Source organism: Neobacillus sp. YX16 (assembly GCF_030123505.1).
In the GTDB taxonomy this organism is placed as follows: Bacteria; Bacillota; Bacilli; order Bacillales; family Cytobacillaceae; genus Neobacillus.
In genome coordinates this window covers 4759284-4772092 of record NZ_CP126115.1, presented here as the reverse complement: position 1 = coordinate 4772092, position 12809 = coordinate 4759284, and the positions used below count along the sequence as shown (strand labels likewise).

General features: G+C 39.6%; 10 protein-coding genes and 1 tRNA gene. 10 read left to right on the top strand and 1 reads right to left on the bottom strand.

Annotated features, from left to right (window positions below; translation table 11 throughout):
- The first annotated feature begins 56 nt into the window (after window positions 1–56).
- The 7 genes from rph to clpX all read left to right on the top strand — a co-directional run bounded on the left by rph (window position 57) and on the right by clpX (window position 6830).
- Window positions 57–809 (top strand): ribonuclease PH, encoded by a 753-nt coding sequence (gene rph / locus QNH48_RS23585; protein ID WP_095248837.1) that lies wholly within the window; start codon window positions 57–59, stop codon window positions 807–809.
- A gap of 13 nt (window positions 810–822) precedes the next feature.
- On the top strand, window positions 823–1431 hold the full coding sequence (locus tag QNH48_RS23580; RefSeq protein WP_283952234.1) for an XTP/dITP diphosphatase: 609 nt from the start codon (window positions 823–825) through the stop codon (window positions 1429–1431).
- A gap of 2 nt (window positions 1432–1433) precedes the next feature.
- Window positions 1434–1955, top strand: coding sequence for a metallophosphoesterase family protein (locus QNH48_RS23575; RefSeq protein ID WP_283952233.1), 522 nt, complete (start codon window positions 1434–1436; stop codon window positions 1953–1955).
- A 302-nt stretch (window positions 1956–2257) separates the two neighbouring features.
- Window positions 2258–2334, top strand: a tRNA-Arg gene (locus tag QNH48_RS23570).
- Between the two features lie 237 nt (window positions 2335–2571).
- Window positions 2572–3606 (top strand): tetratricopeptide repeat protein, encoded by a 1035-nt coding sequence (locus tag QNH48_RS23565; protein WP_283952232.1) that lies wholly within the window; start codon window positions 2572–2574, stop codon window positions 3604–3606.
- Between the two features lie 151 nt (window positions 3607–3757).
- Window positions 3758–5035, top strand: a complete 1278-nt coding sequence (gene tig, locus QNH48_RS23560) for a trigger factor (RefSeq protein ID WP_283952231.1) — start codon at window positions 3758–3760, stop codon at window positions 5033–5035.
- Between the two features lie 535 nt (window positions 5036–5570).
- Window positions 5571–6830, top strand: a complete 1260-nt coding sequence (gene clpX, locus QNH48_RS23555; protein ID WP_283952230.1) for an ATP-dependent protease ATP-binding subunit ClpX — start codon at window positions 5571–5573, stop codon at window positions 6828–6830.
- Window positions 6831–7251: 421 nt separating this feature from the next.
- On the opposite strand, the gene yiaA is transcribed toward clpX, so the two are convergent.
- Window positions 7252–7725: an inner membrane protein YiaA gene (gene yiaA, locus QNH48_RS23550; RefSeq protein WP_133367484.1), complete on the bottom strand. Its 474-nt coding sequence runs from the start codon at window positions 7723–7725 to the stop codon at window positions 7252–7254.
- Window positions 7726–8006: 281 nt separating this feature from the next.
- Between yiaA and lonB the strand changes: the two genes are divergently transcribed.
- The 3 genes from lonB to yihA all read left to right on the top strand — a co-directional run bounded on the left by lonB (window position 8007) and on the right by yihA (window position 12797).
- On the top strand, window positions 8007–9674 hold the full coding sequence (lonB, locus tag QNH48_RS23545) for an ATP-dependent protease LonB (protein WP_283952229.1): 1668 nt from the start codon (window positions 8007–8009) through the stop codon (window positions 9672–9674).
- A gap of 217 nt (window positions 9675–9891) precedes the next feature.
- Window positions 9892–12219, top strand: coding sequence for an endopeptidase La (lon, locus tag QNH48_RS23540; protein WP_283952228.1), 2328 nt, complete (start codon window positions 9892–9894; stop codon window positions 12217–12219).
- Window positions 12216–12797 carry a ribosome biogenesis GTP-binding protein YihA/YsxC gene (gene yihA / locus QNH48_RS23535; protein ID WP_283952227.1) on the top strand — a complete coding sequence of 194 codons (582 nt, stop codon included), beginning with the start codon at window positions 12216–12218 and terminating at the stop codon, window positions 12795–12797. Before lon ends, yihA begins: the two co-directional genes overlap by 4 nt.
- Window positions 12798–12809 lie beyond the last annotated feature (12 nt).

Sequence of the window (12809 nt, the reverse complement as noted above, 5' to 3'; positions counted from 1 at the left end):
TTAGAAATGCCGGAAAAGGTTGAGAGGTATTTCTCACCCATAAGGAGGAAATAGTTGTGCGTGTTGATGGTAGAGAACGACTGCAATTAAGACCCATACATATTGAAACAGGATATTTAATGCACCCTGAAGGCTCGGTCCTTATTTCTGTAGGGAACACAAAGGTGATTTGTACTGCGAGCATTGAGGAGAGAGTTCCTCCTTTTATGAGAGGAGAGGGCAAAGGCTGGATAACCGCAGAATATTCTATGCTGCCACGGGCAACAGAATCAAGAAATATTCGTGAGTCTTCAAAAGGGAAAGTTACCGGTAGAACAATGGAAATCCAGCGCTTAATCGGACGTGCTTTAAGAGCGATCGTTGATTTATCTTCATTAGGTGAAAGAACGGTGTGGATTGATTGTGATGTTATTCAAGCAGATGGCGGAACAAGGACTGCTTCCATTACAGGAGCATTTGTCGCAATGGCCATTGCCCTTCATCGACTTGGAGAAAAAAAGAATATGAAGTTCCCGATTACAGATTACTTAGCGGCCACTAGTGTCGGTGTTTTAAAAAATAACGAAACGGTTCTTGATCTGAATTATGCAGAAGATTCCAAAGCACAAGTAGATATGAATATCGTGATGACGGGAAATGGAGAATTCGTGGAATTACAGGGAACAGGCGAAGAATCTACCTTCTCTTATCAACAACTTCAAGATATGTTGGGTGCAGCGCAAGAAGGGCTGATGGAACTGTTTGAACATCAAAAAAGTGCATTAGGGGAAGAGATTACGGCAAAAATTGAAGCAAGACGAAAAAAATAAGGGGATTTGGAGTATGAAGGAAGTTATTATAGCAACCAAAAATCCAGGTAAGGCCAAAGAATTTGAACATATTTTTGCTCCAAGAGGGATTGCAGTCAAGACACTGCTTGATTACCCTGAAATTGAGGATGTAGAAGAAACAGGGACCACTTTTGAAGAGAATGCAACATTGAAAGCAGTAGCTGTTTCACAAAGACTAAATAAAATCGTGATTGGCGATGATTCCGGTTTAATAGTGGATGCATTAGAAGGCAGACCTGGTATTTATTCAGCACGTTATGCTGGTGAAGAGCCAAAGGATGATCAAAAAAATCTAGAAAAAGTTCTAAATGAACTACAGGGAGTTTCTGAAGAAAATCGTACTGCTCGATTTTATTGTGCCCTTGCTGTAGCTTTGCCTGGAAAAGAGACAATTACTGTGTCTGGGACTTGTGAAGGACGAATTCTAGAAGAACAAAGGGGAACAAATGGATTTGGTTATGATCCCGTCTTTTATGTACCGGAAAAAGGCCGTGCAATGGCAGAACTATCTTCTCATGAAAAGAATAAAATAAGTCATCGAGCCAATGCATTGAAAAAGCTTGAAGGTATCTTAGATTCTATCGTGGAGAGAGCGGAATAATCATGAGTAAGGTTCTTGTTGTTAGTGATAGCCATGGTTTAACGAGAGAGCTCGAGGTATTACGGGAGCGGCATGTGAACGAAGTAGATTTAATGATTCATTGCGGTGATTCTGAATTAATGGCTGACGATAAATCGATAGATGGTTATTTGACCGTGATGGGGAATTGCGACTTTGGTGGCAGTTATCCATTAGAAACAACAACTGAGATTGCTGGCCGAAAGTTTTTTGTTACACATGGTCACAGGTATTCAGTGAAATCATCATTAATGAACTTAAAATACAAGGCAGCAGAACTTGGTGCAGATATCGCCTGTTTTGGACATTCTCATGTACTGGGAGCAGAAGTTATTGGGGATACGTTTTTCTTGAACCCTGGAAGCATACGCTTGCCACGGGAACGACTTGAAAAAACTTATGTAATTCTGGATTTATTGGAAGAAAAAATCAAAATGTCTGTCTTTGACATCAGCGGACAAGAACTTAAAGACTTGTCATTTGAATTTAACTTGCCAAGAAAATGAGGGAAGATTAATTTTTTTCCTTTAGGTACCTGGAGTGACCCAAATTCTAATTCTGAATGGGCTTCAGTCACTCCAGGCTACCTGCATTACCCTAAATTTATTTTCTGAAAGCTGTTTGGTCACTCCAGACCCTAAGTGACACTAATTTCTTTTAATGATTTCACATAGGCCTTTTTAATGAGATAACCAATATATGTGTGCGATTTGCTTAAGTTTTTCATGATCAATAAAATTTCTTCAAATAGTGTTGACTTTTATATATAAGGATTATATAATAAATCTTGTCTTTGAAATACTATTACGTCCCAGTAGCTCAGCCGGATAGAGCATACGCCTTCTAAGCGTACGGTCGGGAGTTCGAATCTCTCCTGGGACGCCATTTAACTACATACCAAAACTTACTACTCACCTGCAGAAGGTGAGTTTTTTTGTTTTTAGTAACTTTCATGCTAAACTAATTTCCATAAAGTAGAATATGGCTAGCTTTAGCGCCTAGTGGCTCGAGTCGCTTCGGTCCTGCCGATGAAGTCAAAAAACGACTTCACCAGCAGGCCCTCCAGCGCTTGTCGCCCCTGAGCAAGGCGCTGACGCTTTTCGTGCAGAGGACGGTATACATATGAAAAAACGGGAACGAGCGAAACGGAAAGACAATATTATATTCCTTCCCGGACTCGAAAAGAGATTGACGGATAAGGGCCTTGAGAGCCTGCAAAATAAAAGGTATCAAGAAGCTATCACCTTGCTTGAGGAAGCAAAGGAGCATGACCCAGAAAATAGTGATATTTTAATAGGTCTTGTGCTCGCATACTTTGAAGCGGGAGCCTATATAAAAGCCAGAGAACTGGCTAACGAAATGCTGCTAAAGGGAATTGGCGATTATTTTCATATGGTTGACCTATACCTCACCATATTAATACAGCTCCACGAATATCAAGAAATTGTCTCTACGATTGAAGCCTTATTTGACGAAAAGGAAATTCCACCAGAGAGGCATGATCATTTCCTGACCATCCTCCAATTCAGCAGACGAATGGCAGATAACGACAGTCAACAGGAGCCGTTAGAGGAACCAGAATCAAAAGAAGGTACCCATCCAAAAGAACTCAAACTTTCATTACTAAAAAATCTAAATGAGCAAATGCTCGCGATTTCGAGTTTGGCGGAAAAGAATATTCGTCCATACATGGACGAAATCAAAGAATATCTTACCTCAGACACTGGCCACCCATTTCTAAAAACCATGCTTCTGTCTCTATTAAAAGAACAGGAATATGATAAGAAAATTATGGTTAAAAAGTTTAGTGAGGATCAAAGCGTTGTACCTACAGAACTTCCAGATATCCAATCACAGCCAAGAATGAAAGAAATAGAATATTTACTAGAAAAAAGATTAGAAAATAGTGACCCATATCTTTTTGAAAATATTAAAGGGATGGTAGAACGGATTTTTTTCATCAGCTATCCATTTGAGTTCACGCCTGAAGAGACTGAAGCCTGGGCAGGTGCATTTCACCTGTTAGCGCTAGATTATCTCGGAATGGATTCGGATTTAAGTGATATATCAAATGAATACGAGATTTCACCAGAAAAAATAGAGCAGGCACTTGTAAAAATAAGAGAATTAGAAGAAATTTCTTATCCCAATATATAGGTAACTCTGTTGAAAGAAAAAAATCCTGTGTTATAATGTAAGGGTTGCATTGTGTAAAAACTATCTTTTACATAAAAAAAGAGGATGAATTCATTATCCTGTCAATTTCGTTACGAATGAAATGATAATAGATTGTTGGAGGGAAAATAGTATGACAGTAAAATGGGAAAAGTTAGAAGGAAACACCGGTGTCCTTACTGTTGAAGTAAGCGCAGAAAAAGTAAATGAAGGATTAACTGCAGCTTTTAATAAAGTTGTTAAGACAGTAAATGTACCTGGCTTCCGTAAAGGAAAAATGCCTCGTCCAATGTTTGAAAAGCGTTTTGGCGTAGAATCACTTTATCAAGATGCATTAGATATTCTTCTTCCAGAAGCATACGGTAATGCGATTGACGAAGCAGGCATCGACCCAATCGACCGTCCTGATATCGATATCGAGCAAATGGAAAAAGGTAAAGAACTTATCTTCAAAGCGACTGTACAAGTTAAGCCTGAAGTAACATTAGGCGACTACAAAGGTTTAGAAGTAGAAGAGTTCGATGCAACTGTAACAGACGAAGATGTAGCAAAAGAATTAGAAACTCTTCAAAACCGTCAAGCTGAGCTTGTAGTGAAAGAAGAAGGTACTGCTGAACTTGGCGATACTGTTGTTCTTGACTTTGAAGGATTCGTTGATGGTGAAGCATTCGAAGGCGGAAAAGCTGAAAATCATTCACTTGAATTAGGTTCTGGCTCATTCATTCCAGGATTTGAAGAGCAGTTAGTAGGATTAGCTACTGGCGAATCTAAAGACGTAGAAGTATCTTTCCCTGAAGAGTACCATGCAGCTGAACTTGCTGGTAAGCCAGCGGTATTTAAAGTAACTATTCATGAAATTAAAGGAAAAGAACTTCCTGCATTAGATGATGAGTTTGCTAAAGATGTGGATGATGAAGTTGAAACATTAGACGCATTAAAAGAAAAAATCAGAACTCGTTTAGAAGATAGCAAGAAGCACGAAGCTGAGCACCACTTACGTGATTCTTTAGTTGAAAAAGCTGCTGAAAATGCACAAGTTGAAATTCCAGAAGTTATGGTTACAAGCGAAGTAAACCGTATGCTTCAAGAATTTGAACAACGTTTACAAATGCAAGGTATGAACCTTGAGCTTTACTTCCAATTCTCAGGTCAAGATGAGAATGCTCTACGTGAGCAAATGAAAGAAGAAGCTGTAAACCGCGTTCGCGTTGCTTTAACACTTGAAGCAATTGCAAAAGCTGAAAACATTGAAGCTTCTGACGAAGATGTTAATGCTGAGCTTGAAAAAATGGCTGGCATGTACAACATGACAGTTGAAAACATTAAACAAGCACTTGGCGGCCTTGAAGGCATCAAAGGCGATCTTCAGAAGCAAAAAGCGGTTGAATTCTTAATCGAAAATAAAAAATAATATTAATTGTAAAAACATGGCACGATTATATCGTGCCTGTTTTTATACATTTTTTCAATTACATATTATAATAAAGACAGGGAAACCTTTTAATGTCTAGCGACAGCGCCTAGGGGCTCGAGTCATAAGCCAATCCGTCAAGAAGGTTAAAGAACAACCTTCCTGCCGGCTCGTCTTACGCTGGTCGCCCCTGGACAAGGCGCTTATGCTTTTCTATTAACAAGCAAGAAGAACAAAAAACATAGGCAGGAAAAACAGATTTACATATCGAATTAAGTAAAACACGCTTCAAGAAAGATTGATTTTATTAAAAAGTGGTTATGCTTAATGGGTACATAGGAATCATTTAAAGGGTGTCCAAACAAAAATGCGCTTCCATAATAAACATAGTTGAAAAGCTTTTTATTACCAGTCCGTTAGGTCCATGTGTTACAATGCAATACATACCACTGAATAGTTTCGAAAAAAAACGGATTTTTGTTTGTGTTACGCAACTTTAAATAGGGTTATAACACGTTCTCAAGGGGTGAAAGAATTGTTTAAATTTAATGATGAAAAAGGCCAATTAAAGTGTTCATTCTGTGGAAAGACACAAGACCAAGTTCGTAAATTGGTCGCCGGACCAGGTGTCTATATATGTGACGAATGTATCGAGCTTTGCACAGAGATCGTTGAAGAAGAGCTTGGAACAGAAGAGGAAGTAGAATTTAAAGACGTTCCTAAGCCAAAAGAAATTTGTGAGATTCTTGATGATTACGTCATTGGTCAAGACCAAGCAAAGAAATCGCTGTCAGTAGCGGTTTATAATCACTACAAACGAATCAATTCGAATAGTAAAATTGATGACGTAGAGCTTTCAAAAAGTAATATCGCTATGATTGGACCAACTGGAAGTGGTAAAACTTTATTAGCTCAGACATTAGCACGTATTCTGAATGTGCCGTTCGCGATCGCAGATGCAACGTCTCTAACGGAAGCTGGTTATGTTGGGGAAGACGTTGAAAATATTCTTTTAAAATTGATTCAAGCTGCTGATTACGATGTGGAAAAAGCTGAAAAGGGTATTATTTATATTGATGAAATTGATAAAATTGCCCGTAAATCAGAAAATCCTTCCATCACGAGAGATGTGTCTGGTGAAGGTGTACAGCAAGCATTGTTAAAAATTCTAGAAGGTACGGTTGCGAGCGTTCCACCTCAAGGCGGACGTAAACATCCTCACCAAGAATTTATTCAAATCGATACAACCAATATCTTATTTATTTGCGGTGGAGCATTTGATGGAATCGAACCGATTATTAAGCGCCGCTTAGGCCAAAAGGTGATTGGGTTTGGTTCGGAAATGAAGCAGCTGGAAATTACTCAGAAAGAGCTTCTTTCTAAAGTATTACCTGAGGATTTACTCCGCTTCGGATTAATTCCTGAATTCATCGGCCGTCTGCCTGTTATTGCAAGTCTTGAGCAGTTAGATGAGTCAGCATTGATTGAAATCTTAACGAAGCCTAAGAATGCATTAGTTAAGCAATATCAAAAAATGCTTGAAATTGATGAGGTAGAATTGGAATTTGAGGAAGGTGCACTTAGCGAAATCGCGAAGAAAGCGATTGAACGTAAAACAGGTGCCCGCGGATTACGTTCTATTATTGAAGGAATCATGCTGGATGTTATGTTTGATCTACCTTCTCGTGATGATATCCAGAAATGTATCATTACCAAAGATACGGTGATCGACAATAGTCTTCCGAAGCTTGTCCTAAAGGACGGAACCGTTGTAGCAGAAGAGAAATCTGCTTAATCAAAGTAACACATGAGACCCATCGTTATAAAAGCTACCTTAGCAGAGATAATTCAAATTTGAGTTATCTCTGCTTTTTTGTTGTGCTTCAGCAATTTAGAATTCTTAATTCGAAAAAAAACGACAGATCACTGTCGTTTAGGATTAATCAGATATTACGGAAAGGCTGTGTTAAATTGGGCTGTTGATTTGTGCTCCAGGCGCTTCGCTTTCCGCAGGCGGTTCGGGAAGCCTCCTCGGCGCTAAGAGATGAGCGGGGTCTCCCCTGTCCCGTCCTCCTGCAGGACATTGATTTACATCCTCGAATCTGCCCACGCACGAAGAAAATGCGATAGCATTTTCGAGGAGTCTCGCGCCTTCCGCACAAATCAACAGAGTTCTTAAATCACTATTTCCCTGTAACACAGCCTAAGGAAAAAACTTAATTTCTTTCTCTTGCCCGCTGTGTATCTCTAATATTTTTTTGAACTGTTATCGCAGCAAATAAGCTAAGGACAAATGACATACCATAAAAACCTTTTTCGCTTAGATCAATACTTCCTGCATTGTATAAACCGATACCCATTAATGAAATAGAGACAATAAGTGCAATCCAACTAATACCATAATAAATATTCGTAACTGGTATTCCCTCATCTTTATCTCTTACGGCTTTTTGTAAAGATACCGAAGCATAAAGTCCAAATACTAAAACGGCAAAGTAATATCCTTTTTCGTTCAATTGCATCGCTGCGTTAAACAAGCCTATGAAATAAGCCGAGACACCTACTAATAGCGCTGCCCAGGAAGCCCCTATGAAAGCTGGAGTCGGTTCTCCCTCTTTCCTTTCTACTTTCATTTTTCTTGAATCATTTTGTTTTCCTTTATCTAATAAAACCTCATTTTCATTAGACATTATATGTTTCGCCCCCATCTTTTTTATCTAATAAAAATGGAGCACCGATACACTGGAGTGCTCCGCATAAATCTATTATATAGAATTTTCTCACAAAGAATAGATAAATTTTACCTTATTTTCCAATTAGAATTTCCATACACCGGAAATTTCTTAATCTTTTTTATGTAAATTATACATTCCAATCTAAACAGTTTCTTACAATTAGTGGTTTATTCCACCTCTATGCAGGAAATACTTATTAATATCTATTGAGTATACTTGTAGCAGGAGGGAAAAGTATGAGTTGGACGGGGATTGCCTTATTTGTACAGCTGTTTTTTGGAATCATCATTGGGCTGTATTTCTGGAATTTGCTAAGGAACCAGCGGACACAAAAGGTTTCCATTGATCGGGAATCCCGTAAGGAAATGGAACAGCTTCGAAAAATGAGATCGATTTCATTAACAGAACCATTAGCTGAAAAAGTACGCCCTACAAGCTTTGAAGATATTGTTGGACAAGAGGATGGTATAAAGTCATTAAAAGCAGCATTATGTGGTCCAAATCCTCAGCATGTGATTATATATGGACCGCCAGGGGTAGGGAAAACAGCTGCCGCTCGTTTAGTTTTAGAGGAAGCCAAAAAAGTTCAAAAATCACCATTTAAACAAAACTCAGTATTTATTGAACTGGACGCAACCACCGCTCGATTTGATGAAAGAGGCATTGCCGACCCCTTAATTGGGTCTGTTCATGATCCGATTTATCAGGGGGCAGGTGCAATGGGCCAGGCGGGAATTCCCCAGCCGAAACAAGGTGCAGTAACGAATGCCCATGGCGGCGTCCTGTTTATTGATGAGATTGGCGAGCTGCATCCGATTCAAATGAACAAGCTATTGAAGGTACTTGAGGATCGGAAGGTTTTTCTTGAAAGTGCCTATTATCATGAGGAAAACACACAAATTCCGACTCATATCCATGATATTTTTAAAAATGGACTGCCAGCAGACTTCCGCTTAATTGGTGCAACAACAAGGACTCCAAGTGAAATACCGCCAGCGATTCGTTCACGCTGTATGGAAGTGTTTTTTAGAGATTTAACCCAAGAAGAAATCATTCAAGTTGGAAAAAAAGCGGCTGAAAAAGTGAAACTAGACATTAGTGAAGCTGGATTAGATATTTTATCTACATATGCAAGAAATGGTCGTGAAGCTGTTAATATGATTCAAATTTCTGCAGGGCTTGCGATTACCGATGAGCGCGAGTTTATCAAAGACGATGATTTAGAATGGGTCGCTCATTCCAGTCAACTGTCACCTAGAATGGAAAGAAAAATCAATGACGATTCCAGGATTGGTCTTGTAAATGGACTAGCTGTGTATGGACCAAATACAGGGGCATTGCTTGAAATTGAGGTAACGGTTATACCCGCGAAGGATAAAGGAACCATAAATATTACCGGAATCGTTGATGAAGAAAGCATTGGCGGACAAGGTAAATCCATCCGCCGTAAAAGTATGGCACGCGGATCAATTGAAAATGTAATTACCGTCCTGCGGTCAATGGGTGTTCCAGCAGGGGATTTTGATATTCATGTTAATTTCCCAGGCGGGGTTCCAATTGATGGTCCATCAGCAGGTATAGCAATGGCAACGGGAATTTATTCTGCCATCTACAAAACCCCAATTGATAACAAAGTAGCGATGACGGGAGAAATAAGTATTCATGGCAATGTGAAGCCAATCGGCGGAGTGTATCCTAAGGTAAAGGCAGCCCAAAAAGCGGGAGCAACAACCGTTATCATCCCAGAAGAGAATATGCAATCAATATTAAATGAAATAAAGGGAATCCGAATTGTTCCTGTTACCCATTTAAGTGAAGTTTTTGACATTGCTCTCGTCAGCGATCTCGCACATAAAGAGGTTATACCAGCTTCCATAGAACTTTCTAAAAAGGAATCTATTTAACAGATAACACTTCGGTTGTCCTAACCGAAGTGTTTTTTATTAGCAAAGGACGAAAGAAATCCTCCTCCTTGGGGAAAATTAATAATATATTGACAAACTTATTTCTGTCACTTCCGTAATATTAGACACATATTTGCAAATGAGATAGAATTGTACAAAGACGATTTCTGCTATTAAAGCGGGAAAGATTGATTTATGCATGTGGAGGTGCAATTTAATGGCGAAAGATAGAGAATTGATCGTCCCCCTCCTGCCGCTTCGAGGGTTGCTTGTATATCCGACTATGGTCCTTCATTTAGATGTTGGACGTGAAAGATCGGTTGAAGCTCTTGAAAAAGCGATGGTAGATGACCATTTAATTTTTTTAACCACACAAAAGGATATTGCAATAGACGATCCCTCTGAAGAGGATTTATACCAAATTGGGACCTTAACAAAGGTTAAACAAATGCTAAAGCTCCCGAATGGCACCATCAGGGTATTGGTTGAGGGGCTGAACCGAGCAAGAATTGAATCCTTTCATGATGAGGAAGAATATTATGCTGTCAGCATTGTGACATATGAGGAGTCTACAACGAAGGATGTTGAAGATCAGGCATTAATGAGAACAATGCTTGAGTATTTCGAGCAATACATAAAGTTATCTAAAAAAATCTCAGCTGAAACCTATGCCTCAGTTGTAGATATTGAAGAACCAGGAAGAATGGCAGATATCATCTCTTCCCATTTACCAATCAAGCTGAAGGAAAAACAAGAAATTCTTGAAACAATCGATGTAAAGGCCCGTATGAATATGGTTATCGATACGATTCAGAATGAAAAAGAAGTGCTAAATCTTGAAAAGAAGATTGGGCAGCGTGTAAAACGTTCCATGGAAAGAACGCAAAAGGAATATTACCTGCGTGAGCAAATGAAGGCAATTCAGAAGGAATTAGGCGATAAAGAAGGAAAGACAGGTGAAATCGCCGAACTTACGGAAAAAATAAACAAAGCGGGAATGCCTGAGCATGTACTGAAGACGGCAATGAAAGAACTTGACCGCTATGAAAAAGTACCGTCAAGTTCAGCTGAAAGTGCAGTGATTCGAAACTATATTGAATGGCTGATTACGATTCCGTGGTCGAAGAAGACAAATGATGATATTGATATTCTTCGTGCCGAAAAAATTCTCAATCAGGACCATTTTGGACTTGAAAAAGTGAAGGAACGTGTCTTGGAGTTTTTATCCGTTCAAAAACTGACGAATTCCTTAAAAGGTCCAATCCTTTGTCTTGCTGGACCTCCAGGAGTTGGTAAAACAAGCTTAGCACGCTCCATTGCCAATTCATTAAATCGTAACTTTGTCCGTGTGTCCCTAGGCGGGGTTCGTGATGAGTCTGAAATTCGCGGTCATCGTAGAACATATGTAGGAGCGATGCCTGGTCGAATTATCCAGGGAATGAAAAAAGCTGGCACGATTAATCCAGTCTTTTTGTTAGATGAGATTGATAAGATGTCAAGCGACTTCCGGGGCGATCCATCCTCCGCGATGCTCGAGGTATTGGATCCGGAACAAAACCATAATTTCAGTGATCATTATATCGAAGAGACTTATGACCTTTCCAAAGTCATGTTTATAGCAACTGCTAATAACCTATCAACAATTCCAGGTCCGCTATTAGACAGAATGGAAATTATCACCATTGCTGGTTATACGGAAATCGAAAAAGTTCATATCACAAGAGATCATTTGCTGCCGAAGCAAATAAAAGAAAATGGACTTACAAAAGGAATCCTTCAAGTCCGTGATGATGCGATTCTTAAGGCAGTCAGGTATTATACCCGTGAAGCAGGGGTCCGGAGCCTTGAACGGCAAATGGCCACCATCTGCCGAAAGACAGCGAAAATCGTGGTTTCAGGTGAGAAAAAGCGAGTCATCGTAACGGAAAAGAATGTCGAGGAGTTCCTAGGCAAACCAAAATTCCGCTATGGTCAAGCGGAGACAGAGGATCAAGTTGGGGTGGCCACTGGACTAGCCTATACAACTGTCGGTGGAGATACACTTCAAATCGAAGTTTCTTTATCTCCTGGTAAAGGAAGACTGGTGTTAACAGGAAAACTAGGCGACGTGATGAAAGAATCCGCTCAGGCTGCTTTTAGTTATATCCGTTCTAAAGCCGGTGAGCTTGGAATTGAAGAAGATTTCCATGAAAAATATGATGTTCACATTCATGTTCCAGAAGGTGCTGTACCGAAGGATGGTCCATCTGCAGGAATTACAATGGCGACTGCACTTGTATCTGCGCTAACAGGCAGAGCAATTCGCCGAGAAGTGGGAATGACAGGAGAAATTACGCTAAGAGGACGCGTACTTCCAATTGGCGGTTTAAAAGAAAAAACACTAAGTGCCCATAGAGCAGGGTTAACAAAGGTCATCCTTCCGAAGGATAATGAAATGGATATCGATGACATCCCTGAAAGTGTTAGAAATGAAATAGAGTTTGTGCTTGTTTCGCATGTCGATGAAGTATTAAGGCATGCACTCGTAGAAGGTGGATTGAAATGAAAGTAGTTAGTTCCGATATCGTCATCAGTGCCGTAAGGCCAGCGCAGTACCCAGAAACAGACTTGCCAGAATTCGCATTAGCAGGACGCTCTAATGTGGGTAAGTCTTCCTTTATCAATAAAATGCTTAACCGAAAAGGGTTAGCTAGAATTTCTTCTAAGCCTGGTAAAACGCAAACCCTGAATTTTTACCTTATTAACGAAATCCTTCACTTTGTCGATGTTCCTGGTTATGGATATGCGAAAGTATCCAAATCGGAGCGGGCAGCTTGGGGGAAAATGATTGAAACGTATATTACATCGCGTGAGCAATTAAGAGCGGTAGTTTTAATCGTCGACTTACGCCATCCGCCAACACAGGATGATATTATGATGTATAATTTCCTCAAGCATTATGATATCCCGTGCGTTGTCATTGCGACGAAAGCAGATAAAATTCCAAGAGGAAAGTGGCAGAAGTATTTAAAGGTCACAAAAGAAACACTGGATTTAGATGAAAATGACCAAATCATTCTTTTCTCATCGGAAACAGGTGAAGGAAAAGATAAAGCATGGTCCATTTTGCAGAGTTTTATGTAAGAATAAACGTCA

Excerpts from the sequence above, each read along its gene's own strand:
- yihA (WP_283952227.1), top strand. The coding sequence starts at position 12,216 with ATGAAAGTAGTTAGTTCCGATATCGTCATCAGTGCCGTAAGGCCAGCG.
- QNH48_RS23575 (WP_283952233.1), top strand. The coding sequence starts at position 1,434 with ATGAGTAAGGTTCTTGTTGTTAGTGATAGCCATGGTTTAACGAGAGAG.
- lonB (WP_283952229.1), top strand. The coding sequence starts at position 8,007 with ATGAGTTGGACGGGGATTGCCTTATTTGTACAGCTGTTTTTTGGAATC.
- yiaA (WP_133367484.1), bottom strand. The coding sequence starts at position 7,725 with ATGTCTAATGAAAATGAGGTTTTATTAGATAAAGGAAAACAAAATGAT.
- lon (WP_283952228.1), top strand. The coding sequence starts at position 9,892 with ATGGCGAAAGATAGAGAATTGATCGTCCCCCTCCTGCCGCTTCGAGGG.
- tig (WP_283952231.1), top strand. The coding sequence starts at position 3,758 with ATGACAGTAAAATGGGAAAAGTTAGAAGGAAACACCGGTGTCCTTACT.
- QNH48_RS23565 (WP_283952232.1), top strand. The coding sequence starts at position 2,572 with ATGAAAAAACGGGAACGAGCGAAACGGAAAGACAATATTATATTCCTT.
- QNH48_RS23580 (WP_283952234.1), top strand. The coding sequence starts at position 823 with ATGAAGGAAGTTATTATAGCAACCAAAAATCCAGGTAAGGCCAAAGAA.